The organism is Micromonospora sp. C51 (assembly GCF_018070435.1).
In the GTDB taxonomy this organism is placed as follows: Bacteria; Actinomycetota; Actinomycetes; order Mycobacteriales; family Micromonosporaceae; genus Micromonospora; species Micromonospora sediminimaris.
In genome coordinates this window covers 1-25252 of record NZ_JAGPXQ010000019.1, presented here as the reverse complement: position 1 = coordinate 25252, position 25252 = coordinate 1, and the positions used below count along the sequence as shown (strand labels likewise).

Annotated in this window: 27 protein-coding genes; 15 read left to right on the top strand and 12 right to left on the bottom strand. The window is 69.8% G+C overall.

All coding sequences use genetic code 11. The annotated features are described in order from the left end of the window. Positions 1–150: 150 nt before the first annotated feature. Positions 151–522 carry a helix-turn-helix transcriptional regulator gene (locus KBX50_RS19285; protein ID WP_093411352.1) on the bottom strand — a complete coding sequence of 124 codons (372 nt, stop codon included), beginning with the start codon at positions 520–522 and terminating at the stop codon, positions 151–153. A gap of 44 nt (positions 523–566) precedes the next feature. Next, on the bottom strand, positions 567–1583 hold the full coding sequence (locus KBX50_RS19280) for an NAD(P)-dependent alcohol dehydrogenase (RefSeq protein WP_210938579.1): 1017 nt from the start codon (positions 1581–1583) through the stop codon (positions 567–569). A 199-nt stretch (positions 1584–1782) separates the two neighbouring features. Between KBX50_RS19280 and KBX50_RS19275 the strand changes: the two genes are divergently transcribed. From KBX50_RS19275 to KBX50_RS19265, 3 genes are all read left to right on the top strand, one after another. Further along, on the top strand, positions 1783–2958 hold the full coding sequence (locus KBX50_RS19275; protein WP_210938578.1) for a sensor histidine kinase: 1176 nt from the start codon (positions 1783–1785) through the stop codon (positions 2956–2958). Next, positions 2955–3620 (top strand): response regulator transcription factor, encoded by a 666-nt coding sequence (locus KBX50_RS19270; RefSeq protein ID WP_210938577.1) that lies wholly within the window; start codon positions 2955–2957, stop codon positions 3618–3620. The genes KBX50_RS19275 and KBX50_RS19270 overlap by 4 nt, the downstream gene beginning before the upstream one ends. Positions 3621–3700: 80 nt before the next feature. Beyond that, on the top strand, positions 3701–5038 hold the full coding sequence (locus KBX50_RS19265) for a sensor histidine kinase (protein WP_210938575.1): 1338 nt from the start codon (positions 3701–3703) through the stop codon (positions 5036–5038). Positions 5039–5042: 4 nt separating this feature from the next. Here the strand turns inward: KBX50_RS19265 and KBX50_RS19260 are convergent, their stop codons facing one another. Next, positions 5043–5714 carry a response regulator transcription factor gene (locus KBX50_RS19260; protein WP_247674022.1) on the bottom strand — a complete coding sequence of 224 codons (672 nt, stop codon included), beginning with the start codon at positions 5712–5714 and terminating at the stop codon, positions 5043–5045. 118 nt (positions 5715–5832) lie between these two features. Here KBX50_RS19260 and stsA point away from each other — a divergent pair, with 118 nt between their 5' ends. The 6 genes from stsA to KBX50_RS19235 all read left to right on the top strand — a co-directional run bounded on the left by stsA (position 5833) and on the right by KBX50_RS19235 (position 10224). Continuing rightward, entirely contained in the window at positions 5833–5943 is a 111-nt protein-coding gene (gene stsA, locus KBX50_RS33820; RefSeq protein ID WP_336245214.1) for a StsA family sactipeptide RiPP, read from the top strand. Positions 5944–6016: 73 nt separating this feature from the next. Continuing rightward, on the top strand, positions 6017–7477 hold the full coding sequence (stsB, locus tag KBX50_RS19255; RefSeq protein ID WP_210938573.1) for a StsB family radical SAM/SPASM domain sactipeptide maturase: 1461 nt from the start codon (positions 6017–6019) through the stop codon (positions 7475–7477). Beyond that, positions 7474–7755 carry a PqqD family protein gene (locus KBX50_RS33400; RefSeq protein WP_210938571.1) on the top strand — a complete coding sequence of 94 codons (282 nt, stop codon included), beginning with the start codon at positions 7474–7476 and terminating at the stop codon, positions 7753–7755. Before stsB ends, KBX50_RS33400 begins: the two co-directional genes overlap by 4 nt. Continuing rightward, positions 7752–8489 (top strand): signal peptidase I, encoded by a 738-nt coding sequence (locus KBX50_RS19245; protein ID WP_210938569.1) that lies wholly within the window; start codon positions 7752–7754, stop codon positions 8487–8489. The genes KBX50_RS33400 and KBX50_RS19245 overlap by 4 nt, the downstream gene beginning before the upstream one ends. Next, the gene (locus KBX50_RS19240) at positions 8486–9427 is read left to right on the top strand and encodes an ABC transporter ATP-binding protein (RefSeq protein WP_210938567.1); all 942 of its coding nucleotides are present in this window, start codon (positions 8486–8488) and stop codon (positions 9425–9427) included. The genes KBX50_RS19245 and KBX50_RS19240 overlap by 4 nt, the downstream gene beginning before the upstream one ends. Beyond that, positions 9424–10224, top strand: coding sequence for an ABC transporter permease (locus KBX50_RS19235; protein WP_210938565.1), 801 nt, complete (start codon positions 9424–9426; stop codon positions 10222–10224). The genes KBX50_RS19240 and KBX50_RS19235 overlap by 4 nt, the downstream gene beginning before the upstream one ends. A gap of 135 nt (positions 10225–10359) precedes the next feature. Here KBX50_RS19235 and KBX50_RS19230 read toward each other — a convergent pair whose 3' ends face one another. The 9 genes from KBX50_RS19230 to KBX50_RS19190 all read right to left on the bottom strand — a co-directional run bounded on the left by KBX50_RS19230 (position 10360) and on the right by KBX50_RS19190 (position 19345). Beyond that, entirely contained in the window at positions 10360–11574 is a 1215-nt protein-coding gene (locus tag KBX50_RS19230; protein WP_210938562.1) for a cellulose binding domain-containing protein, read from the bottom strand. Between the two features lie 192 nt (positions 11575–11766). Continuing rightward, positions 11767–12804 carry a PaaX family transcriptional regulator C-terminal domain-containing protein gene (locus KBX50_RS19225; protein WP_247674021.1) on the bottom strand — a complete coding sequence of 346 codons (1038 nt, stop codon included), beginning with the start codon at positions 12802–12804 and terminating at the stop codon, positions 11767–11769. 36 nt (positions 12805–12840) lie between these two features. Further along, entirely contained in the window at positions 12841–13620 is a 780-nt protein-coding gene (locus tag KBX50_RS19220) for an SDR family oxidoreductase (protein WP_093411377.1), read from the bottom strand. Positions 13621–13735: 115 nt separating this feature from the next. Beyond that, the gene (locus KBX50_RS19215; protein WP_210938560.1) at positions 13736–15523 is read right to left on the bottom strand and encodes a glycoside hydrolase family 15 protein; all 1788 of its coding nucleotides are present in this window, start codon (positions 15521–15523) and stop codon (positions 13736–13738) included. A 45-nt stretch (positions 15524–15568) separates the two neighbouring features. Continuing rightward, entirely contained in the window at positions 15569–15754 is a 186-nt protein-coding gene (locus KBX50_RS19210) for a hypothetical protein (protein WP_210938558.1), read from the bottom strand. A gap of 202 nt (positions 15755–15956) precedes the next feature. After that, positions 15957–16508: a hypothetical protein gene (locus KBX50_RS19205; RefSeq protein WP_210938556.1), complete on the bottom strand. Its 552-nt coding sequence runs from the start codon at positions 16506–16508 to the stop codon at positions 15957–15959. Positions 16509–16631: 123 nt separating this feature from the next. Then, the gene (locus KBX50_RS19200; RefSeq protein WP_210938554.1) at positions 16632–17528 is read right to left on the bottom strand and encodes a hypothetical protein; all 897 of its coding nucleotides are present in this window, start codon (positions 17526–17528) and stop codon (positions 16632–16634) included. A 199-nt stretch (positions 17529–17727) separates the two neighbouring features. Next, positions 17728–18438 (bottom strand): alpha/beta fold hydrolase, encoded by a 711-nt coding sequence (locus KBX50_RS19195; protein WP_210938552.1) that lies wholly within the window; start codon positions 18436–18438, stop codon positions 17728–17730. A gap of 127 nt (positions 18439–18565) precedes the next feature. Beyond that, entirely contained in the window at positions 18566–19345 is a 780-nt protein-coding gene (locus tag KBX50_RS19190) for a spermidine synthase (protein ID WP_210938550.1), read from the bottom strand. A gap of 188 nt (positions 19346–19533) precedes the next feature. Here KBX50_RS19190 and KBX50_RS19185 point away from each other — a divergent pair, with 188 nt between their 5' ends. From KBX50_RS19185 to KBX50_RS19160, 6 genes are all read left to right on the top strand, one after another. Beyond that, on the top strand, positions 19534–20739 hold the full coding sequence (locus KBX50_RS19185; protein WP_210938548.1) for a cytochrome P450: 1206 nt from the start codon (positions 19534–19536) through the stop codon (positions 20737–20739). Then, the gene (locus KBX50_RS19180; protein ID WP_210938546.1) at positions 20736–20957 is read left to right on the top strand and encodes a ferredoxin; all 222 of its coding nucleotides are present in this window, start codon (positions 20736–20738) and stop codon (positions 20955–20957) included. The genes KBX50_RS19185 and KBX50_RS19180 overlap by 4 nt, the downstream gene beginning before the upstream one ends. A gap of 72 nt (positions 20958–21029) precedes the next feature. Next, positions 21030–21590, top strand: a complete 561-nt coding sequence (locus KBX50_RS19175) for a TetR/AcrR family transcriptional regulator (protein WP_210938544.1) — start codon at positions 21030–21032, stop codon at positions 21588–21590. 179 nt (positions 21591–21769) lie between these two features. Next, positions 21770–22804 (top strand): NAD(P)-dependent oxidoreductase, encoded by a 1035-nt coding sequence (locus tag KBX50_RS19170; RefSeq protein WP_210938542.1) that lies wholly within the window; start codon positions 21770–21772, stop codon positions 22802–22804. A gap of 26 nt (positions 22805–22830) precedes the next feature. Continuing rightward, positions 22831–23376: a peroxiredoxin-like family protein gene (locus tag KBX50_RS19165; RefSeq protein WP_210938541.1), complete on the top strand. Its 546-nt coding sequence runs from the start codon at positions 22831–22833 to the stop codon at positions 23374–23376. Between the two features lie 561 nt (positions 23377–23937). Then, positions 23938–25252 (top strand): endo-1,4-beta-xylanase (locus KBX50_RS19160; RefSeq protein WP_247674020.1); only part of this gene is annotated, 1315 nt, incomplete at its 3' end.

Sequence of the window (25252 nt, the reverse complement as noted above, 5' to 3'; positions counted from 1 at the left end):
GTGACGTCGGCCCGACACTCGAACGGCTCGACCGCGCGGGCGCCAGCGTGATCAGTTACGACGCGGACGCCCGGTCGAGGTTCAGGTCGGTCCGGAGCCGCAGGACAGGCACCGGGTCAGCCGGCTCGGAGGCCGGTCTTCGACGGCCCGTCAGCGACTCTTCTTCGCCGCCCGCTTACGGGGTGGCGTCAACAGGTCGGCGATCGCGGCGATCGCGGACGGCACCAGGCGGTAGTACGCCCAGACGCCACGCTTGTCCCGCTCCAGCAGGCCAGCCTCGGTCAGAATCCGCAGGTGATGACTCACGGTCGGCTGGGAAAGCCCGAGCGGCGCGGTGAGGTCACTCACGGACGCCTCCCCCGTCGGAGACGACTGGATGAGGCTGAGCAGCCGCAGCCGCGCCGGGTCGGCAAATGCCTTCAGCACTCCCGCGAGGCGCTCGGCATCGGCAGGTTTGATCGGCTCGCCGGTGAGGGGCGAGATGGCGGGCGTCGTAGTCTTCGCAGTTCCCACGCCTTGCATCGTTGCAGCAACAAGCACCGATCGGTGGTGAAACGAGGGCTGGATCACCGTGAGTTGTCCGAGAAAATGCTGATTACGACCTTGGCGCGAGCGTGCTCGGTCTCGACATACCGGATCGCGTCGGGTACCTCGTCCAGCCGGTAGGTCCGGTCGATGACCGGGGTCAACCTGCCGGACTCGGCCAACTCCCGCAGCGTCGCGAGGTGTCCCCGACCTGCCGCCGCGAACGGCGCGACGATGCGGTGCCGGACGAAACGCCCCACCAGCGGCCCCCGGATCAGCATGCTCATCGGCCCGAAGACACTGCCGCCGGTGAACACGCCGCCGCCGGACAGCAGCAGTGTCCCGTCGGGGGTCAGCACCCGCCGACAGTCGGTCAACGACCGGTTGCCGACCAGATCGAGCAGCACCTCGTAGCGGCGGCCGGCGCGGACGGCGTCGGTGTGGGTGAAATCCTCCCTGGTGTAGTCGACGACATGATCCGCACCGAGCGAGCGGACCAGCTCGATGTTGCGGGTCCGGCACACCGCGGTCACCTGTGCGCCGTACGCCTTGGCCAACTGCACCGCGAAGGTGCCCACCCCGCCGGACGCCCCGTTGATCAGGACGTGCTGTCCGGCCCGGAGTTCGGCGGCGTCGCGTAGGCAGACCAGGGCGGTGGTGCCGGCCAACGGGATCGCCGCCGACTGCTCGAAGCTCAGGTTCGCCGGTTTCGCCGCCACCAGGTTCTCGGCCAGGCACACGTACTCGGCGAACGCGCCACCGGCGGGGCCGGCCTCGCCGTACACCTCGTCGCCGGGCCGGAAGCGGGTCACCGCCCGGCCGACCGCCTCGACCCGACCGGCGAAGTCCTGGCCCCGGACCGGCGCGGTGGGCCGGCGGAGCCCGAACGTCAGCCGGGACAGGTACGGGTCGCCGCGCATGGCGTGCCAGTCGTACGCGTTCACCGAACTCGCCCGCACCCGGACCAGCACCTCGTCGTCGCCGGGTGTCGGTACGTCGACCTCACGCAGCCGCAGGACGTCGGGTGAACCGTACCGGTGCTGCACGATCGCCTTCATCGAAAACTCCTCGCCGCCGGGTGTCGAATGCTCTGCCACAGAGCCTGTCGGCACGGGTCGGGCAATGCGTCGGTGTGGCGGCGGCACCGCTGCTACTCCCCGCGCGGCAGCGGGAGGACCGTGCTACTCCCCGGGGAGTACGCCGCACTGCCACCGTCGGGGCTGCCGAGGTCGACGCCGATCGGCCTACAGTGCGAACATGAGCCGGTCGAGCCCCGCTGCCGACGTGGCATCCCCCGGCGAGCGGCCGAAGTCGCGGCCCGGGCCGGGCCTGGCGGTGCTGACCGCGCTCGCCCAGCCGGTCGGCACCGCGATCGTCGCCGGTTGGCAGCACGCCAGCGTCGGGGTCGTCGGATACGTGCTGCTGGTGTTCAGTGGGCTGGCGCTGGCCGACCGGCACCGGTTCCCGCGCCGGAATTTCCTGATCGTGGTCGCCGCCACCCTGGCGTACCACCTGCTGGATCGGCCGGTCGGGGTGAGTTTGCTGGCGCCGATGATCGGTGCGGCGGTGGCCATGGTCGCCGGCCACCGGTGGCTGGTGGCGACGGCCTCCGCCGGTTCGTACGCCATCTGGGTGCTGGTCAGTGGCGCCACCCTGAGCCAGGGGTTGACGGCGTTGGCGCTGATCGCCGGTGCCGGCCTGGTCACCGAGATCGGCATCCTGGTCGCCGCCGAGGTCCACAACGGCATCGCGGAGCAGCGCCGGCTGTCCGAGGAGCGGCAACGCCGCCGAGCCAGCGAGCAACGGCTGCTGATCGCCGCCGAACTGCACGACGTACTCGGTCACCACCTCTCGCTGATCAACATGCGGGCCGGCGTCGGCTTGCACCTGATGGATCGCGACCCGGAGCAGGCCCGGGCGGCGCTCGACGCGATAGCGCAGTCCAGCGCGGAGGCGCTGCGCGAGGTTCAGGCGGTGCTCAACACGCTCTACCCGACCGGCGAGGCCGCCCCGCGCGCCCCCGCGCCCGGGCTCGACCGGCTCGCCGAGCTGACCGAAGACGCCGCGCTGCCGACCCGGACCGTGATCGACGGTACGGTCCAGCCGCTGCCCGCGGCCGTGGACCGGGCCGCGTACCGGATCGTGCAGGAGGGGTTGACCAACATCCGCCGGCACGCCGGGACGGGTGCCGCCGCCACCGTCACCATCAGGTATCGGCAGGATGCGTTGGTGGTCGAGGTCGACGACGATGGTGGCGGTGTTCGGCAGCCGGGGCCGGCACCTGCGGGAAACGGCATCACGGGGATGCGGGAGCGAGCTGCCGCGTTGGGCGGTGAGCTGACCGCCGGGCCAGCGCCGGACGGCAGCGGCGGCTGGCGGGTGCGCGCCACCCTGCCGCTGGGGCGCGACCAGACGCGGGAGGCGACATCGTGATCCGGGTTCTGCTCGTCGATGATCAGGTGCTGGTCCGGGCCGGTTTTCGCGCGCTGCTGGACGCCGAGCCGGACATCACCGTCGTCGGCGAGGCCGGCGACGGTGCGCAGGCGGTCCGGCTGACCCGGCAGGCCGTTCCGGACGTGGTCCTGATGGACATCCGGATGCCCGGGGTGGACGGGTTGGCCGCCACCCGGCAGATCACCGCCGACCCGGAGCTGTCCGGGGTACGGATCGTCGTGCTCACCACGTTCGAGCTGGACGAGTACGTCGGTGAGGCGCTACGCGCCGGTGCCGCCGGGTTCCTGGTCAAGAACACCCAGCCGGCCGAGCTGATTCAGGGGGTACGGGTGGTGGCCGCCGGCGACGGGCTGCTGTCGCCGAGTGTGACCCGGCGGGTGATCGAGCAGTTCGCCGCCGGTACCGCCACGCCGGTCGCACCTCGGCGGTTGGCCGAGCTGACCGATCGGGAACGGGAGGTGGTGGCGCTGGTCGGCACCGGGCTGTCCAACGACGAGATCGCCGCACGGCTGGTGGTCAGTCCGGCTACCGCCAAGACGCACGTGTCCCGGGCGATGGTCAAGCTCGGTGCCCGGGACCGCGCCCAGCTGGTGGTGTTCGCGTACGAGGCCGGTCTGGTCCGTCCAGGCTGGCTGCCCTGACTTCAAACCCCGGTCGACAGACCGACACCCGACAATGTCGATCGTTGTAGGCCCCCCTCCGCTCACCGAGGATTTCTCGCATGAGCATCGGTCGCCGCCCCACATCGCTCCGCGAAGCGGGCTCGCGCCTTGACGGCGGGGCAACGGGCCGTGGGGAGGGTGCCGGCGCCGCCGCCGGGCACGTACGCGGGCTCCTCGGCCGTCTGGGGCAGCGCTTCGTCGAGGCCCGGCAGGGCTGGATAGACGCCCGTGCCATGGCCACGCTGCCCGGCCTCGACCGGGCTCTGCGGTTCGTCGCCGTACTGTTGTTCGCCCAGCGCGCCAGCTATCTGCTGCCCGCCGCGTCGAGCCTGGGTGCCACCGGCGTCACCCACTACCGCAGCCCGGCACTCAACCTGACGATGGTGGCGGTGGTGGTGGCCTGGAACACCGTCCTGGCCGTCGCGGTCTGGCGGCGCGGCTGGTTCACCATCCGACACGTCGTCATCGACATCGCCGTGACCTGCGGGCTGCTCTTCGTGGCGAACGCCAACCTACGGGACGGCTTCGAGGTGAGCGCCGCCAACTGGATGGCGAAATTCGCACTCGGCACCGCGGCTCTGGCCGGTGCGGTGTTGAGCGTGTCCCGGATGCTCGTCGCGTTGGCGGTACTGGTGCTGGCCGCCGTCGCCGCGATCGCCCTGCGCACCGGAGGGCTGCCACCGCTGGAGTCCGGCTTCCTCAACCACGTCAACTCCAGCCTGTGGTTCGCCCTGCTGCTGCATTTCATGCGCCGCTATCTCGCCGCCCAGGCCGACGCGGTGGACGCGGCCACCGCCCGACGGATCACCGCCGAGACCGCGGCTGCGGCCAGCCAGGCCCGGTTCGCCGAACGGCTCCGGCAGTTCCGCCACCTGCACGACACGGTGCTGGCCACCCTCACCGCGATCTCCCGTGGCGGTCTCGACCATCGCACCGAGGCGGTCCGGGCCCGGTGTGGTCGGGATGCCGACTATGTGCGGCGTCTGGTCGCCGAGGAACGCCCGGAGCAGACCACGTCGCTCGGCGCCCGGCTGGCCGAGGCGGCCGAGGCAGCGGACGCGCTCGGCCTGCGGGTGCACCTGCTCATCGGTGAACTGCCGGACGACATCCCCGACCCGATTGTCGACGGGATCGGCGACGCGACGCGGGAAGCCCTGAACAACGTGGCGCGGCACGCCGGGACCGGGCGGGCATGGGTGTCCGCGGACTGGACCGACCGGACGCTGACCGTACGGATCGTCGACCGTGGGCTGGGCTTCACGCCCGATCGCGCCACCTCCGGTTCCGGGCTACGCCGCTCGATCAAGCAGCGGATGCGCGAGGTCGGTGGCTCAGCTCAGGTCTTCTCCGACCCCGGCGACGGCACCTGCGTCGAGCTGGTGTGGGACAGCCGCTGACCAACTACCGGATCAGGTCGTCCTCCCGGGCGCGGTTGGCCAGGTCCAGCTTCGTGTAGGTGGGTCGGCCGGCTTCGGCGTACTTTGCCTTCACCCGGTCCAGGTAGCGCCGGGCGGTGGCCGGCTGGACGCCGACCCGACGCGCCGCCGCGGTCAGCGTCATTCCGGACGCGTACGCCACCAGGACGGCCTGTTCCTGCGGTGACAGTTTCGGCCGGTCGGGCCGGGAGTCGTGCGACCAGGCGTACGCCAGTTCCGGTGAATGGGCGACCCGGCCCTGGGCGACGTCGCGGATCGCGGCGGCGAGGGTGGACAGGTCGTTGTCCTTGGTCAGGTAGCCGAGTGCGCCCGCCCGCAGCACGTCGACGCCATGGGTCACGTACGGCACGGCGCTGACGACCAGCACCTGCCGGTCACGGACGGCCAGCCGACGCACGTTGTCGACCGGCTCGGTCCGGTCCGCGAGCAGCAGATCAAGCACGACCACCTCGGCCGGAGCCGGTTCGGACGCGAGGAGCTCGTCGACGGTCCCGGCGGTGCAGACCAGCCGCAGGTCGGGGGCCTCGGCCAGCCATGCCCTGATGCCGTCCAGCAGCATCCGGTCGTCGTCGATCACGGACACCGAGATCTCGGGACGCACGTGCGACACCGTCTCCCGGGGTGACTGTCCTGTCAAGACATCAATTTTGCCCTCTGGAATCGCACCGACACCGTGAGCAACCCTCTGCGCGTGGTCGGGGCGTCTCACGGGAGTGGCCCGTTGCCCGGCCGCGACACGCGAAAGGAGGGCCCACATGCTCAAGTGGGAGAAGCCCAGCATCCGTAAGGCCGACTTCGCGGCGCAGCTCGGCTGCGCCTGCGCCTGTGGGGCGTTGGCCGGCGCGGGCTCCGGGCACGCCAACTAACAACAGCCGACACCAGTGGCGGGGGCCACGGCTGCCGTGGCCCCCGCTCGGAACACGGAAGGGGGATCTTGTCATGCAGCTGTCGGGGATGTGGTCAGCGCTGGTCGTCCCGGACGACCTTGTCTACTTCCAGTGCCGGGACCGCTATCTCGTGGAGAACCCCGGCATCGCCGCATGGGCGGTCGTCGGCGACGGAGAAATGGACGTGCTCCGAGCGCTCGCGTCCGGCTCAGCACCCCCGGCCGACCCGGCCGCGACCGAACGGGCACTGGCGACGCTGGTCCTCAACTGGCTTGTTTATCTCCCCGGGCAGCAACCCCGGGTACGGTCGGCGGAGCCAGCGCTGCGGATGGTCTATTACGCGATCACCGACGGGTGCAACCTGCGGTGCCCGTACTGCTACGCCTCATCCACTCGCAAGCTGCCCGGCGAACTTGAGCCAGCCGAGTCACTCGATCTGGTCGACCAGATCGCCGACATGGGTGCGGAACTGCTCATCCTGACCGGCGGCGAGCCGATGCTGCGCCAGGACTTCTTCACCGTGGCCGACCACGCCCGATCGCGAGGGTTGCGGGTCAACTGCATCACCAACGGCACCCGCATCCCGGACGCGGCGACCGCCCGACGGATGGCCGACACCTTCCGCAAGATCACCGTGAGCCTGGACGGCGGTGTGGCGGAGGTCCACGAGCGGACCCGGGGCAAGGGCACCTTCGCCCGCACCGCCAACGCGCTCGCGCTGCTCAACGCAGCCGGCGTCAGACCCGACATCAACCACGTCGTGTCGCCGGACAACATCGACGCCCTGGACCAGCTCATGACGTTCCTGGACGGCATCGAGTTCGGCAATGTGCGGCTGATGAACCACACCGGCATCGGCCGCGGCGCCGAGGACGGGGTGCATTTCGCCTGGGAGCACCACCGCGAGGTGCAGCGATTCACCTGGACCAACCCGGTGGCGCAGAAGATCCTCACCGAGGGCCCCAAGGCGGTGAAGCCGTGTTCGATCCGGGGCAACTGTGGGCTCGGCGGCACCGAGATCTACATCAACTCGCTCGGCGATGTCTACCCGTGCAAGCTGGTCACCGGCCCGCTGCACAAGGCCGGCAACGTGCGCGCGCAGCGCCTGGCCGACGTGTTCGCCAACCCGGCGCTGGCCCAGCTGCGCACCAACACCGTGTTCGAGGGCGAGAACCTGGCCGACTGCCGGCGCTGCTACATCCGGGCCGCGTGCGGCGGCGGTTGCCGCGCGTACCACGCGGCTGAATCCGGATCGATCACCCGCAACAGCCGGCACCACTGCCGGATCCTCCGCCACTCGATGATCACCAACATCTGGCGTTCCAACGGTTTCTCCGGCAACGACCTGCTGGAGAACGAGTCCACCATGACGGTGCCCCGGCTGATCCGGGACGGCACGGTGCACCCGGTGTACGACGACTGGCGCACCGACACCGACCCCACCGACGTGGTCCACCGCCGGGCCCTCCCGGTGCTCACCAAGCAGACGGGAGCGTCGTCGTGCTCAGCGTGAATCCAGAAGTGGTGTGGGTGGACAACGACGACGAGGTGCGCATCTACCACCCCGGCACCGGAGAGTTCCAGACCTTGAACGCGACCGCCGCGCGGATCTGGCGCAAGCTCGCCAACGGTGCTCAGATCGACGACGTGGTGCGTGACCTGGCCACCGAGTTCGACGCGCAGGACGAGCACGACCGGCGGCTGATCGACCGGGACGTCCGGGAGTTCGTCACCGAGTTGGGCCAGCTGGGCATGCTCGATCCCAGCCGGCCTGCGGAGGCGGGCCGATGACCACGGCCGTCGCCGGGTTCGCCGACCTGATCGCACATGCTCTTTCCGCCGGCCGGACGGCTCGCATCCCGGTGACCGGTTCGAGCATGTGGCCAGCCATCGACCCGGGCTCGGTCGTGACTGTCGAACCGGCCGCCTGGCCGCGGATCCGGCCCGGCGACGTGGTCGCGTACCGGCATCAGGACAGCGTCATCGTGCACCGGGTGATCGAGCTACGCGACGACCACCTGATCACGGCCGGTGACAACAAACCACTGTTCGACCCACCGGTCGCCGCGGCAGCGTTGCTCGGCCGGGTCACCGGGGTCCCCGACCCGGTGGCACCGCCCGCACCGGCGTCGGCAGCCGCCGCCGAAGCGACCGTGTGGGTGGTCGGCGACCGGGCGGCGGTCGCGCCGCCGGGCGTACGCCTGCGCCAGATCGCGCCGGCCGAACTCGCCGCCGCGTTGCGCTCGGTCACCGGCACGATCGCCGGGGTGTCGGCTGCCGCCGTGCGACCGCTCACCGCTCTCCGCAGCGCCCCTCCCGGTCCGCTGACCGTGGTGATCGGGGTCCGGTTCGGGCGCACCGGTGCCAGCCGGACCGGGTACGACCCCGGTGGCCTGCCGGTGCTGCCGCCGGACGCGGTCCACCTGCATGTGCGTGCCGGTCACCCGCTGTCCGACGTGGGCGCGGACGACGCGGTCCGGGCCGTCGCCGAGACGCTCGGCCACAGCGAGGGGACGGTGCGGTGACCGAGGACGCAGTGACCGCGATTGCCCTGACCAAGACCTACCCGGGTGCGTCGACGCCGGCCGTGGACCGGATGACCTTCAGCGTGCCGTCCGGGCAGTCGATCGGGCTGCTCGGGCCGAACGGCGCCGGGAAGACCACCCTGCTGAAGCTCGTCTGCGGTGTCTCGCCGCCCACCTCCGGTCAGATACTGGTGCACGGTGCCGCCCCCGCCGGCGCGGCGCAGCGGGACCTCGCCGTGGTCCACCAGAGCGGCCCGTTCGACATGATGCTCACCGTGCGGGACAACCTGCGGATCGCCGCCGGGTTCCGCGGGCTGAGCTGGCGCCGGGTGCGCTCCCGCGCCGCCGCGTTGCTCGACGAGTTCGATCTCGCCGGCAAGAGCGACGACCTGGTCTTCACGCTCTCCGGTGGTCAGCGTCGCCGGCTCCAGGTGGTGCGCGCACTGCTGCGGGTACCCCGGCTGCTGCTGCTGGACGAACCGTCCGCCGGGCTCGATGTGCAGGGCCGGCGTCGGGTCTGGGACCTGCTCGACGAACTGCGCCGGACGCACGGCCTGACCTTGGTGTGGACCAGCCACCACATGGACGAGTTGGAGCGCAACTGCGAGCGGATCCTGGTCGTGCAGCACGGCAGGATCCTGCGCGACGGCAGTTCCGAGCAGCTCAAGGACGAGGCGGGCCAGGTCACGGCCGAGCTGCGTACCGGCTCCCCGGACGACTGGGCGGCGGTGGCCGAGTGCGCCCGGCTCGCCGGGCTTGCCCCCGAGTACCGCAATGAAGTGTTCGTGCTCACCGGCGATGACCTACGCCGCCGGCTGCCCGCGCTGATCGCCGCGCTCACCGAACGTCAGGTGGCGATCGAGAGCGTTTCGCTGACCAGTTCCTCGCTTGAGGACGCGTTCCTGGCTCTGACCCGCGCGGAGGTGTCGACCCGATGACCACGACCACTGGGCCGGCCGCACCCGCCTGGCACGGCACCGGCCTGACCGCGACCCTGCGCCGCGAGTTCCTGCTGCTCACCCGCAACCGCACCAACCTGCTGCTGGCGATCGTGCCGACAGCGGTCTACATCACGTTGTTCGCCACCTCCCTGACCGACCTGATCGGCACGGTCACCTATCGGGGACAGCAGATCGGGTACGCCGACTTCGCCGTACCGGCGCTGATGTTTTCGTCCCTGCTCGCTGCCGCGACCACGTCCGGGACCGCGCTGTTTCAGGAACGGATGAGCGGCATGTCACTGGAGCTGTGGTCCTATCCGCTGACCCGAGGCCAGTACGTGCTCGGCAAGCTGCTGGCGGGATCGGCGCTGGTGCTCGCCCAGACGCTCTCCGCGCTCGCGGTGACCGCGCTGCTGTTTCAGGGACGCTGGGCGGCCGACCGGTGGTTCGCGCTGCTGTGTGGCGCGCTGGTCGCGGCGTGCGCCTTCAACGGGCTGTACCTGCTGCTGGCCACCCTGGTACAGGACTTTCAGCGGTTCACCGTTCTGATCAACGTCCTTGCGCCGGTGCTGCTCTTCGCCAGCCCGTCGTTCTACCCGATCGATGCGATGGGTACGCCGCAACGCTGGCTGGCCGCGATCAACCCGGTGACGTACGGAGTGACCGCGCTACGTGAGGCGCTGCTGTACGGCTTCGCGTCCGCGCTCCCGTACCTGCTGCTGCTCGCCGGAGCCGCCCTGGTCTCGATCGCCCTCGTCGGCAGGTCACTGGCCCGGCAGGCCCGCGGTCTCTGACAGGCTGCGCCGGACCGGGGCGGTGCCCGGCATGGCTCGGACGGATCAGGCCGCGAGCGCGTCGAGATGGGCCGCAACGCAACTGGGCGGGTCGGTGCCGGAGCACCGCCCGCCCAGTGGCTGGTCTGTAAGGGCTCAGCTTCCCGTGCAGGTGGCGGTGGCTCCGCTGCCGCTACCGGTGCCCTGGAATCCGAAACTGGTGGTCTGACCGGCGGCCAGTCGTCCGTTGTAGCTCTGGTTCGTGACGGTGATGGTGCCGCTGGTACCGCTGTTCACACCGTTCCACATCGAGCTGACCGACGCTCCGTTCGACAGGTTGAGGGTGACCCGCCAGCCGGTGAGTGCGCTGCTTCCAGCCGTGACGTTGACGTTGGCGACGAATCCACCGTTCCACTGGTCCTGCACCGCGTAGACGGCGGTACAGGCGGGGGTACCGCCGGGCGGGGTGGTCGGTGGGGTGGTGGTCGGTGGGGTGGTGGGCGGCGGAGTGGTGGGGGGCGGGTCACCGTCGAGGGTCAGGTTCTTCTGCTGGACGCTCCACTGGCTGCGGCACAGGCCGCAGTCGGTGCCGACGAAGTTGGTGCCGGCGGTGGTGTCGCCCTTCAGCCGCCATTTGAGGTAGAGCACCGCCACCCGGCCGAACTCGCCGCCGTTGGGCTGGTCGTAGGTGCCGCCGTGCCCGACGTTCAGGTTGCCCATGAAGGCGGGCAGCCCGGCCGGCAGCTTGCCCCAGTCGTCGATGGCGTTCGGGTAGGCGATGTCGCTGGGCCCGCCGATGAAGTACGCGATCGGCTTGGTCAGTCTGCGGAGCTGGTAGTCGTCGGCATCATTCAACAAGCCGCTGCTGAAGATGCCGGTCGTGGTGACCCGGGGGTCGTTGGAGACGGCGTACGCCTCCAGACCTCCACAGGAGAAGCCCGCCACGGCGACCTTGGACGTGTCGAGTTTGCCGTAGTACTTGCTGCCCTGCCGGGAGTTCTCCGCGACGGCCCAGTCGATGGACTGGGTGAGCATCTGGGAGGTGGTGGAGCCGGATCCGTTCGGCGCGCCGTTGGCGATGGCGAGGAAGCCGTGGGAGGCGATCTCGCGGAGGAAGTTGCCCTGCGACAGGCCGTTGGCGGAGCAACCGCCGTTGCCCCAGACCAGGATGGGAAGGCGCTCGGCCGGCAGTGTCTGGGGCCGGAAGATGGTGTGGTTGGCCAGGCTGGCCGAGGTCTCGTAATCGGCGGGATAGGGACCGGAACCGCCGACCGCGGCACCGGCCGGTGACGCGCCCAGCGCCACGATCACGGCGGTGGCCGGGACGATCGCGGCTACCAGGCCGGCGTAGATCTTCGATCTCCTGCTCATGCACCCTCCAGCGGATGTCGGGACGGGCGCTCCCTGCGGTGGTGGTGGCGGTGGTTCATTCGCATCCCGACCCCGGTGACCAGCGCTGGCCACGGGTCAGGTCGATGCGCGCGCGGACCGCCCGGCCGCGGTCCCCACAGGCAATCCGATGGGAGCTGTGTGCAGTTACTATCACTCCCGCAACGAAAAGTGTCAATGTACGGCCCCGCCACCCGGGCCCGGGTCGCAACCGGCCCGCGGGGGATGGGTTGCCGTACTTCCGCGCGTCGGCTCCGGCCGGGTGGGGTCACGCGAGGCCTGGAAGTGGGTGATCCACGAGGCGGCGTCCGGCCAGTACGGCGTCGCCACCTGGACCAGACGCGCCTGGGCGAGCGCCCCGAGCGCGCAGTGGATGTCGAGAAACGTGTCTCTGGCCTGCTGGCGAGGCCAGGACCGGGGCAGCAGATGGTGCGGCAGATCCGGATCGATGTCCGGGAACTTCCGCCACGAGTCCATGGCGGAAGTTCGGGCGACCAGCGCCCGGGCGGCGTCCACCTCACCGTCACGGACGGCTGTTCGCAGCTCCGCGTACTGCTCGATGAAAGCCGTGTAGGCAGCGGCGAGTGCGGTCAGGTCGTACGCGGAGGCCGGGCCGTGGGGCCCTGACTCCTCGTCGAAGCGTACGTGCATGATCGACCACCGGGCGCCCTCGACGGAGTGCAGCACTTCACCGAGCGCCTCCCGCGCCGGCGCGGCCTCGCGTCCCGGCCGGATCCACACGCTGTCGTACAGGCCCACGAACCGTAGTGTGCTCAGCGACCTGCGCACCGCGTGCCGAGCCGCCTGGCCGGAGCTTGGAATCGAGAAGGAGACCAGAACCCATTCGCCGGTCCACTGCGGCGGCTGGGCACCGAAGTTCAGGAAGTGCTGCATCCGTGAGCGATGCTTGGCGATCGCCTGCGAGGTGAGGTGATAGACCGGTGGTCTCCCGTTGCCCCGCGTCGCGATGAGACCACGCTTGACCAACCGGGACAGCGCCGCCCGGGCACTGGACTCGCTCACCCCGAACTCACGCAGAATCGCGATGACCGCCGTCGACGGCAGATCGGCATCCGAGGAGTCGAGATACTCGCCGAGCAGGGTGGTCAGCAGATGTTGCGGACTGGAACCGATCTGGGCCCGGGGAATTCGGACCTCGTCGGCGGGCTCCTGAGCGTTCACCTCAACAGCCTGCATCAGCCCCTGGCTCATCAGCTCCTCGGCCGCCGGGTGAACCGGCCGTGACGGCTACGCGCCCTGCCCCTGGTTCTGCATCAGGCCGCCGTCCATGAAGTACGTCGACCCGGTCACGTAGTCGGCGTCGTCGCTGGCCAGAAAGACGGCGAGCTTGGCGATCTCCTCCGGCTGCGCGGCCCGCTTCCACGGGATCGACTGCACCTGTTCCTCCAGGAACTTCGGATCGTCGATGGCTTGCTGGTTGAACGGGGTGAGCACCATGCCCGGCCCGATGTTGTTGACGTTCATGTGCATCGGAGCGACCTCCAGGGCGATGCTCTTGGCCAGCTCGAGCATGCCGCCCTTGGAAGCGTCATAGTCGGAGCCGCCGGCCCGGGCCACCTCCTGGTGTACCGAGGTGATGTTGATTATCTTGCCGTGTCCGCCCTGGTCGCGACGGTGCCGAATGAACCGTCGACAGCAGAAGAACATCCCGTACAGGTTGGTCCGGATCGCCCGGTCCCAGGTCTCGGTGTCCAGGTCGGCAACCGGGATACCGGAGGCGTCCACGCCCGCGTCGTTCATCAGGATGTCCAGCCGGTCGAACTCCGCGAGGGCCTCGTCGAACATCGCCTCGACCTGATGCTCGACGCTGATGTCGCCCTGGACCACGACGGCCCGCCGACCGGCCTTCTCGATCTCGGCCTTCGTGTGGTTCGCGCCCGCATGATCGTGCAGGTAGTGCACCACGACGTCGGCACCCTCGCGGCCGAACTCGATTGCGGTGGCTTGTCCGATTCCCGAGTCCGAGCCGGTGATCAAAGCGGTCCTGCCCGCCAGCCGTCCGGTCATCAGAACTCCCTTCCTCGCTGCCGGTCGCGGCTTACCCGCCTGCCCCGGCCCTAACCGATCCGCGTTGGCAGCCGGCGAACGGTGATCCGTGCCGGCGTCCGGCCGCGGTGCGTTCCTACCGTGCGATCCCGGTCTCCACCTGGTCGATGACCCAGGCGGCGTTGATCAGACCGATGTGGGACAACGCCTGGGGGAAGTTCCCGATCTGGCTACCGTCGCTGCCGTCGATCTCCTCCGACAGCAGGCCGAGATCGTTCGCCCGGGCGGTCACGCTGTCGAAGATCTGCCGGGCCGCGTCGATCCGTCCGGCCAGCGCCAACGCCTCGACCAACCAGTACGAGCAGACGATGAAGGCACCCTCATCTCCCGCTCCCGTCCAGCGCTGCACAAGACCGTCCCGGGTCAGGTCGCGTTCGATGGCCCGCACCGTGGCGAGGACCCGCTCGTCGTCGCCGGGCAGGAACCCTAGGATCGGCATGCCGAGCACGCTGGCATCGAGGTGGTCGGACCCGAACGCGCCGGTGAACGCCCCGCTCGCCGCGTGCCAACCCTCGTCGAGGATTGCCGCGCGTACCTCCTCCCTCGCCTTCGACCACCGGGGGACCGCCGCCTCGGCGTTGAGATCCCGCGCCAGCTTGACGGCCCGGTCCAGGGCCACCCAGCACGCCAGCTTCGAAGTCAGGTAGTGCCGCTCGCCCTCGCGCCCTTCCCAGATGCCGGCATCCGGCTGGCGCCAGGTGTCGGCGGCCCGGTCGGCGAGTGATCGAAGCAGGTCCGCGGCAGCGGGCGACAGGTCCGCGATCTGGTCCCGCAGGACCCACGCACATTCCAGCACCTCGCCGAGGACGTCGAGCTGCTTCTGCTGCCAGGCGTCGTTGCCGATCCGCACCGGCCGGCTGCCGCGGTGGCCCGCCAGGTGTTCCAGAGTGTGCTCGGTCAGATCACGCTCGCCGGCCGCGCCGAACATGATCGGTACGTGGTCGTCCCCGCTGACCGACCCCATCGACGCGGCCATCCAGTCGAAGAACCTGCGCGCCTCGTCGGGACAGGCGGCGACCCACAGCGCCTTGAGCGTGAAGCTGCCGTCGCGTAGCCAGGCGAACCGGTAGTCCCAGTTCGACGCGCCGCCGACCTCCTCCGGCAGCGAGGTGGTGGCCGCGGCGACCACGGCACCGGTCGGCTGGTAGGTCAACGCCTGCAACACCAGGGCGCTACGCCGGACCTGCTCGCGGTAGGGACCCTGATAGCCCTGGTGGATGCGATCCCACGACTGCCAGGCCTCGATGGTGTCGCGTAGGGCGACACGGCCGTCCAGCGGCACGATCTGCTGGTCGGCGGCGCGGCGGTGGTGCAGCGCGAGCAGCGCGCTGTCCCCCTCGGCCAGCGTGAATCGTCCGGTCACCACTGGCCCGTCGATGACCAGATCACGATCGCAGGTCAGCACCAGCCGGTCGGCTCCCCCGGATATCTCGATCCCCGCCGGCACCTCGGCGATCGAGGGACTTGTCAGCCCGTACTCCGGCCGGGCCGCGACCTCGATCACCGCCTCCACCGTGCCGGAGACTGTCTCGAGTTGCCGCAGCAGGACGTGCGGCGACGCGAAGCCGATCCCGTGACCCCGTTCACCGAAGCCGAGACCGAGGGCATCCGTCAGACGCAGGACACCGTCCTGGGTGTGGAACTCCGTACGGAGCACCATCGTCCCGTCCAGGTACTGCCGGACGGTCGTGTACGGTCCGACCGGCCGGATCGACCAGTGGCCACCGGTAGCGCCGAGCAGACGCGCGAAAACACTCGGCGCGTCGAATCTGGACGGACACCACCAGTCCACGGACCCGTCCGAGGAGACCAATGCGCTGCCCTGACAGTCGCCGAGCAGCGCGTAGTCGCTGATCACAGCCACACCCCGCGCGTACCCGCGGTGATGCCCGCTATGCCATCGGCGGCGCTACTCCGGGCGCTCGCCCGAGGTTTCCGTACGCCCCGGTACCGCGGGCGAGCCTACGGCGAACGGGTGGCGGAGCCGCCGCATCGCTTCTTCACTGCCGTCGACACGGGTGCCCGAATCGTCGGATCCGTCGAGGGTGGGTGCGGCGAGAAACAGCGCCGAACCGGGCTTGTCCTTCGATGCCATGCAAATCCTTCTTGGGGAGCGGAGCGCGTTTACCGCGCGAGATGAACCGGAGGGGCGACGTCGTGAAGTCCGACGTTCGTTACGAGCCTGACTGCGGCGTCCCGGTCACGGACGAATGCCCGCCGACATCGACAGTACCGCCTCCGGCGTCCGCGACGTCCCGGTACGGATCCGAACCGCTCCGCCCGCCCGCTGGCACCGGTCAGCGCCGGTCGAGGGCCGACTGTAGGCGTTGGATGAGCGTCTTGCGGCCCTTGCCTGCGCGTTCTTCGCGTAGCGCCGCCCTGAGCTGACCGGTGTCGAGGTCGCGAACGTGTCGGGTCGCCTCGGCGACCGGCAGATCGGTGAGCGACACGGACGACGCGGCGCTTCGGCGCGCGCGCTTGGCCGGGCCGGTGTTCGCGACGTACTGCTTGCCGGACTTCGACGCCTTCCGCTTCTTCACGTCAGTCGCGCGTCGCTGCTCCGCGGAGAGTTGGTTCCAAGCCTGGTCAGGCAGGTAACGGTCGGTTTCGCCGTCGTGTCGCGCTCGCGTGCCGCCCTGCCTGGTCCGCCACTTCTGGTCGCCCCACTGCTGCAGGGACTTCTGCCGCTCGTCCTTCGGGCCCTGATAGCCGCCGCCGCGCTTCTGGTACTCCTTGGTGAGCAGCTGTGACTTGCGCGCCGACCACTGCCCCGGTCTGCCGCCCCGGTCGGACGCCTTGATCTCTTCCTTGAGCTGTTCGCGCAGCTCGGGCTTCGTGTACCGCGCCATGGGCGCTGGGTACCCGCGGCCATGCCCGGTAGTCACCCGAGCCAGGATCATCGGCACCAGGCTCCGGACGAGTCCGCCCGAGCGCAGCCGCGCCTCGGACGGACTCCGGGAAGTGCTACCCCGTCACTGGCCGTAAGCCTTCTCGGTCCAGCCCAGCGAACCGATCGGACCGCCCTTGATGTCCGTGCCGTCGCTGTCGGTCTTGTTGGCGTCGAAGTGCACAGAGACCGACCCGTTGGCCTTGATCCCGAGCAGCGGCCGACCGTTGGGGTGCTCCGCACAGTAGCCCGTGCTGAGGCTGGTGAAGGGCGCCCAACCAACCGACCGGAGCACCTTCGAGGTGATCGTCGTCGGGGTGGCCCGGTTGACACGCCACTCCTTCAGCTGTCCGTTGTTCTTGGTGCCGATCAGGACGTCCACCGCAGCGTTGCCCGTGCCCCCGCTGCGCTCGTAGACCAGGGTGTTTACGGTGTTCCAGCCGGTGCTGGCGAGCTTCACCGGTGCCGAGAGGGTGAACTCATCGTCCACGTAGCTCTCGGTGTAGCGGTAGAGCGACGTGCCCGCCACCCGGTAGAGATACGGTGACGCGGACGCGAGGATGCGGGTGTCGGCGAACCCGCTCTTGAAGCGGGTGGCGCTCTTCGCCGTGATCCGCCACTCGCCGTCGATCAGCTCGCCCTGGCGTCGCACCAGGTAGAGCCAGCCGTCGGTCGGGTGGACGGCGTACTCGCTGCTGCGGAAGATGGTGTCGTCACCGGCGGCGCCGAGCTGCTGATGCGCCGACGGCACCCAGCCGAGAACGTCGTCGGTGTAGGCCTTGGTGCTGGTCTCGCCCCCGACATAGCCGTAGCTGAGGCGCTGCCCGTCGGAGCGGTACGCCGCAGTGAAGGCACTGCAGTCCGCCGGGACGTCACTGAGCGCCGCGTTCGCCGGCCGGGCTGACCCGACGACTCCGGCCACGGCGAGGCCGGTCGCGAGAACGGTCAACGCCGTCGCGGCAGCCGCGATGGATTTGGGCATGAGGGACAGATCCTCCAGATGGTGCGCCGCAGGCGGGCACTCGGATAGGAAATCCGGACCGCCGAACCATACGGCGGCGCCCGCACAATCCCCGCACATCTGGCGCATAAGGCATCGGGCAACGGCCCGTCGCTACGGTGACCTCCGTGCAGGACGTAACCGGAGCGAAGCTGCCCGAGACCACCGGTTCATGGCTCACTCACGACCCGCGGACCGCCTCGATTATCGTCTCGGCGATCTCGCTCGGCTGGGACACCGCCATCGCGTGCGAGCCGCCGACGATCTCCCGCTGGCCCCGCGGTTCGGCCCGCTCGGCCATGAATCGGTGCGCGGCGACCGGGATGTTCCGGTCGGCGTCCCCGAAGATGAACCAGCTGGGCAGCGATCGCCAGGCGGGGGCTCCGGAGAGCCCGTCGCCCAGGGCCTGCTCGGTGATCGGCCGCTGGGTCCGGGCCATGAGCGCGGCAAGGTCGGGCGGCACATCCGCGGCGAACTGTGCGTGGTAGGCATCCTGGCCGATCGCCACCTCGTTACCGCCGGTCGACACCGGGTACTGCACCAGCGTGCCGGCGAGCGTGCTGCCCGGGAACTTGCCGGACAGCGACAGGGCCGACTCACCGGTTTCCGGAGCGAAGGCGTTGACGTACACGAGGGCGCGCACCGATCCCTCGTCAGCGGCAGCCTGCGTGATCACCATCCCGCCGTACGAGTGGCCGACGAGGATGACGGGCCCGCCGATCCCCCGTATCACGTCTCGCACGTACGCGGCGTCGCCCGCGACACCCCGCAGCGGGTTGGCGGCGGCCACCACGTCGTAGCCAGCGCCGAGCCGCTCGATCACGCCGTTCCAACTCGCCGACTCGGCGAACGCGCCGTGCACGAGGACGACAGTGGGCTGAGAATCGGGCATGACGCTGCGCTCCCTCACTCCGTGACGACGTCCACCGCCGGCCTCGACGGTGCGCCTGAATACCCGCCAGGCGAGGGTGAAACCGGCCGGCAGTGGCCGGTGCCGACGGCGGGACCAAGATCGCGGATCAAGGCTCGGTGTCGGAATACGGCCGGGCGCCGGCGACGAACGTGTCGAGGGCCGGCCCGTGCAGCACGCCGCCGGGTAGCGGGTCGCGCAGCGCCCGTACCACCAGGCGCGCAACGGGCAGTCGGCGCGGGCGCGCCGCCGCGGCGAGCACCACGTTGCCGTACCGCCGGCCGCGCAACATCCGCCGGTCGGCGACCACGCAGACGTCGGCGAAGACCGACCGCAGGGTGGCCGCCTGTACCCGGGTGAAGACCAGAGGCGGCAGGTCGGTGACATTGAGCAGGTAGATGCCGTCCGGCCGCAGCACCCGGGCCACCTGGGCGGCGAAGGCCACGGTGGCCACGTGCGGCGGCATCCGGGCCGCCCGGTAGATGTCGGCGAGCACCAGGTCGTACGCCCCGGCGGGCGCAGCGGCAACCGCCTCCTGGGCGTCTGCGACGTGGAGCTCGACACCGACCGGTCGCGGCGGCAGGGCGCGTGCCACCAGCTCGACCACCGCAGGGTCCCGCTCCACCACCAGTTGCGCCGAGCCGGGCCGAGTTGCGGCGACATAGCGCGGCAGCGTCAGCGCACCGCCGCCGAGATGCAGCACGTCCAGTGGATCACCGGCCGGCGCGGCGAGATCGATCACGGCGGCCATCCGGCGGACGTACTCGAAGTGCAGGTACGTGGGATCGACGACATCCACGTACGACTGCTCGACGCCGCCGGCCAGCAGCGTGCGCCCGGTCGGCCGGGCCGGATCGACGGCCAGTTCAAGGCGCTCGTCGGCCTCCATGCACAGGCAGGCTAGTGGGCACCCGGCAGGCCGGCGAGGCTGGGTGGACGGCGCCGGTCGACTGACCTTCCGAGGCCGCGCACTGGTACGGATCCACACACTCCACTACTATCAGCCATCGACACGTCACAATTAGTCGATCATCCGCCTGGTTTGCGGGTGGTTCGGGCTGCTTCGGGGGTTGACCAATGCCAGACGTAACCGGGGTCACCGCCCGGCCGTACCCGTTCAGCGCTCCCGACCGACTCAACCTCGACCCCCTCTACGCCGAGTTGCGGCGGGTCGAGCCGCTCACCCGGGTGCGCCTGCCGTTCGGCGAGGCGGCCTGGCTCGCCACCCGGTACGCCGACGTGCGGATGGTCCTCGGTGACGCAAGGTTCAGTCGGGCGGCCAGCGTCGGCCGGGACGAGCCGCGGCTCACCCCGAGACAGATCGAGGGCGGCATCCTGTCCATGGATCCGCCGGAGCACACCCGGCTACGGCGACTGGTCGCCAAGGCTTTCACCGCGCGTCGGGTCGAGCAGCTCCGGCCCCGGACCCGACAGATCGCCGACGAACTGATCGATGCCATGGTGACGGCCGGGCCACCGGCCGATCTGGTCGAGCACTTCGCCACTCCGCTGCCGATCCAGGTGATCTGCGAGCTGCTCGGGGTGCCGTTCGCCGACCGGCACCTGTTCCACGTCTGGTCGGAGGCGATCGTCTCGACCACCTCGCTGTCGCCCGAACAGATTCACGACTACCTCGACAACCTGTACGGCTACATCGGCGAACTCGTCCAGCAACGTCGCCGGGAGCCCACCGACGACCTGATCTGCGCGATGGTGCGGGCGCGCGACGAGCACCAGGACCGGTTCACCGAGCAGGAGGTCGTGCAGCTTGCCGCCGGGCTGCTCGCCGCCGGCCACGAGACCACCGTCACGCAACTGCCCAACTTTGCGTACGTCCTGCTCACCCACCCGGAGCAGCTGGCTTGGCTGCGGGCCGAGCCGGCCCGGGTACCGACCGCGATCGAGGAGCTGATGCGGTACGTCCCGCTCGGGGTGGCGTCCGCGTTCGCCCGGTACGCCACCGAGGACGTCGAGGTCGGCGGGGTGCTGGTGCGGGCCGGGGATCCGGTGATCGGCTCCCTCTCCTCGGCGAACCGGGACGAGACCGTGTTCGCCGAGCCCGATCGACTCGATCTCGGCCGCGCGACCAACCCGCACATCGGCTTCGGGCACGGTGTCCACCACTGCCTGGGCGCTCAGCTCGCCCGGATGGAGCTACAGGTCGGGATCGGCACCCTGGTCGCCCGGTTGCCCGAGTTGCGGTTCGCCGTGCCCGAGTCGGAGCTGACCTGGAAGAGCGGGATGATCGTCCGAGGTCTGGCCCGGATGCCGGTGGCCTGGTGAGCACCGGCTGGCGGATCCAGGTCGACACCGATCGCTGCATCGGTTCGGGCAGCTGCGTCGGCATGGCACCGGCCCACTTCCGGATGGAGTCGGGACTGGCCACCCCGTGCTCGACCACCGTCGAGCCGACCGAAGCGGTGATCGACGCTGCGGAGTCATGCCCGGTCGAGGCGATCGCCGTACGCGACGACGACGGCACGGTGATCGCGCCGTCCTGACCCGACAGACGCTTGACCGTCTCCCCCTTTGCTCAGTAAGTTAGCTAACTGACTGAGTGAAGGGAGAGGGTGGTGAACCGCCAACCCGACAAACGCAGCCGGCTGATCGACGCCGCTGTCCGGCTCGTGCATGAGCAGGGATTCGCCCGCACCACGCTGGCGGACATCGCCGGCGCGGCCGAGGTGCCGCTGGGCAACGTCTACTACTACTTCAAGACCAAGGACGCCATCGGCGAAGCTCTCGTCGCCCAACACGCTGGGCATTACGCCACGCTGCGTAGGCAGTGGGCCCAGAGCGGTGACGCGCGGTCACGACTGGTGGCGTTCGTGCAGATGACGGTCGACAACCGCGCGGCGCTGGCCCGCAGCGGCTGCCCGGTCGGCACCCTCTGCGCCGAGCTGAACAAGGTCGGCGGCCCCCTGGCCGAGCAGACCGGCGCCATCTTCAGCGAGTTGCTGGGCTGGCTGGAAGAGCAGTTCCGCGAGCTCGGTCGGGACGCCGACGCGGCCGACCTGGCCCTGCACCTGCTGTCCGCACTGCAGGGCGTGTCGCTGATCGCCCACAGCCTCGGCGACCCCGACTACGTCAACCGGGAGACCTCCAGGCTTACCGCCTGGATCGAAACCCTGTAATCCCCTCGGCTACCGCAAGGAGCAACCGTGACTGTCCCAAAGCCCGACCCGACCGGCGTCCTGGCACCGGCCCGGTCCTCGTCAAGGTCAACGGGCCGAAGCGCCCTGGCACCGGTCCGAATGGACATCGCCCTGCCGATCCGACCGATGTCCGCCGGCCGCCCGACCGAGGCGACGGCATGAGCCAACAACCGCGCAGCACGAGAGTCCTGGTCACCGGTGCCACCGGATTCCTCGGCCGCAACATCCTCGACGCGCTGGCCACGCGACCCGATGTCGCCCTCATCGCCGCCTGCCGCGAGCCCGACCGGCTTCCCGCAACCTTCTCCGGCGAAACCCGGGTCGGCGACCTGCGCGACCCCGAATACCGCAAGGCGGTCGTCGACGCCGTGGACGTCGTCTGCCACGCCGGCACCTGGGGCGCCTTCTGGGGTCACGCCGAGTTGGAGCGCCGCCAGTTCTTCGAGCCCAATCGGGACCTCATCGACCAGGCGATCGACCGGGGCGTCCGCCGCTTCGTCCAGACCAGCACGATCGCGATGGCCGCGCGCCCCGCCGACGGCGGCCCGATCGACGATTTCGCCCCGACCCGCCGCACCGGCTTCTGGCCCCACCTCGACCGGCTCATCGACCTCGACGACTACATGCGTCGTCGCAGCGATCGCGGCACCCAAATGGTCACGATGCGCCTCGGGCACTTCGTCGGTGCCGGCAACGCCCTCGGTATGGTGCCGGCTCTCGTACCCCGGCTACGCACCCGCCTCGTGCCCTGGCTCGCCGGGGGACGCGCCCGACTCGCACTCGTGGGCGGCAACGACCTGGGGGAGGCGTTCGCGCTGGCCGCGACCGTCGACGGGCTCGACGACTATGAATCGTTCAACATCTGCGGCCCGACCTCGCCCACCGCCCGCGAAGTCATCGAGTTCATCGCCGACGAGACCGACTCCCCGCGCCCCTGGTTCAGCGTCCCGTACACCGCCGGTTACGCCTTCGCCTGGCTGATGGAGAAGTTGCACCCCGTCCTGCCCGGCTCCGAACCCTTCCTGACCCGTTCTCTCGTGCACGTTTCGGAGGACTGGGACTGCCCCTCCGACCACGCCGCTCGCACACTCGGCTACACCCCGCGCGAGGACTGGCGGGACGCCGTCCGCGCATCCCTCAGCGAAGCCGAGGCCGCCGGTTACCCCTGGCCCCGCCTCGCTCAACCCGCGTAAGCGACGAAGGAGACGACACCGTCGTCATGGGAAAATTCCACAACGGACAGTTCCTCACCCGACTCGACCTCACCACCATAACCGGGCAACCGCTCCAGATTCCCGACCCAGACCGCCTGGTCCACCTGCAGTTCCGCCGCTTCGCCGGCTGCCCCATCTGCAACCTGCACCTGCGTTCCATCACCCGACGACACGACGAAATCGTCGCCGCCGGGATACGCGAGGTCGCCGTCTTCCACTCCACCACCGCCGCCATGCAGCCGTACCAGGGCGACCTGCCGTTCGCCACCGTCGCCGATCCGAATCGTCGCCTCTACGTCCGCTTCGGCGTCGACACCTCCCCCTGGGCCGTGCTGCACCCACGAACCTGGATCGCGGGCCTACGCGGGGTGGCCACCGGCAGAGCCGCAACCCCGGGGCGCGGGGAAAGCGCCCTCGGCCTGCCCGCCGACTTTCTCATCGACACCGATGGCCGCCTTCTCGCTCACAAGTACGGCCACCATGCCGATGATCAATGGAGCGTCGACGACCTGCTCCGCCTCGCCCACCGCCGGTCGCATCGGAAGTCCTAGAACCCGACCGGAAGGCACCTGAGCCAGCGGTGGCCGTCAGCCCTTCGAAGCGTCGTGGCTGGCGGCACCGTCTCGGTGCCGTCTCCTTCATCGCGCCTGCAAGCTGGGCCTCAGCCGGACCAACATGCGGCGCCGCCGGTCGCACCGAGACCCTCGGCACCGATCATCGGCCGAAAAACTACCGGTCGACGACCGAAACTACCGGTTGAAAACCATGGATTTATCTGCCAGCCTGAGAGCCATCGATCGATGTGATCGCTAACATGCCGCCCAGCCCCCTTGGAGGCACCGCCCTAGCACACCAGGCCCCCACCACCTGCCAGGTCACCACAATCACCACCTTAGCCCCGACGCCCGCCACCACCCCGGCGGCCGACCTGGCCAACTCATCGCAACCCACCACTCACTGGTCAGGTGACCAGAGCCGACTCGCCTCCGGGCGGTCGTCGGATGCGAGTCCCGGCCCCGGCCGGCGGCTCAGCATCGTGGTCGCCCGCTATCCGAGCGGCGTCGGCCACCACACAGCGACCGAGTTTCGTATTCCATCACTGGAGGATCAGCATGATCTCCCGGATCCGTCCCTCCGGGCGTCGACTTCGAACGCTCTCTGTCTCCGGAAGTGCCGCGATAGTTGCGGCCCTCGTCGTATCGTTGCTGCCCAGTCTCGCGCACGCCGCCGAGACCACCCTGGCTGCGGCTGCGGGCCAGTCCGGCCGGTACTTCGGCGCCGCGGTAGCGGCGAACAAGCTCAGCGACGGCGCGTACACGACGATCTTGAATCGCGAGTTCAACAGCGTCACGCCCGAGAACGAAATGAAGATCGACGCGACCGAGCCGCAGCAGAACAACTTCACGTTCGGCAATGCGGACCGGATCGTCAACCACGCCCTGTCCCGGGGCTGGAAGGTCCGGGGTCACACCCTGGCCTGGCACTCGCAGCAGCCTGGCTGGATGCAGAACATGTCGGGCACCGCGTTGCGTAACGCGATGCTCAACCACGTCACCCGGGTCGCGTCCTACTATCGCGGCAAGATCGACTCGTGGGACGTGGTGAACGAGGCGTTCGAGGACGGCAACAGCGGCGCGCGGCGGGACTCGAACCTGCAGCGCACCGGCAACGACTGGATCGAGGCCGCGTTCCGGGCCGCCCGGGCCGCCGACCCGGAGGCCAAGCTCTGCTACAACGACTACAACACCGACAACTGGACCTGGGCCAAGACCCAGGCCGTGTACCGGATGGTGCAGGACTTCAAGCAGCGTGGCGTGCCGATCGACTGCGTCGGGTTCCAGTCGCACTTCAACGCCCAGTCGGCGTACAACAGCAACTACCGCACCACGCTGTCCAGCTTCGCCGCCCTCGGCGTGGACGTGCAGATCACCGAGCTGGACATCGAAGGCTCCGGCACCACGCAGGCCAACACCTACCGCAACGTGGTCAACGACTGCCTCGCGGTGCCCCGCTGCAACGGCATCACCGTCTGGGGCATCCGGGACAGCGACTCGTGGCGCTCGTACGGCACCCCGCTGCTGTTCGACAACAACGGCAACAAGAAGCAGGCGTACACGGCCACCCTGGACGCGTTGAACAGCGCCGATCCCGGCCCCACTCCCACTCCCACCACGCCGGGTCCCACTCCCACCCCCACCCCCACGACGCCGCCGCCCTCCGGCTCCGCCAGCGAGATCGTCGGCAGCCAGTCCGGCCGCTGCATCGACGTACCCAATGCGTCCCGTGACAACGGCACCCGGGTCCAGCTCTACGACTGCAACAAGCAGACCAACCAGGCCTGGACCTACAACACCTCAAACAAGCAGCTACGCGTCTACGGCGACATGTGCCTCGACGCCGCAGGCTCCGGCAACGGCGCCGCCATCC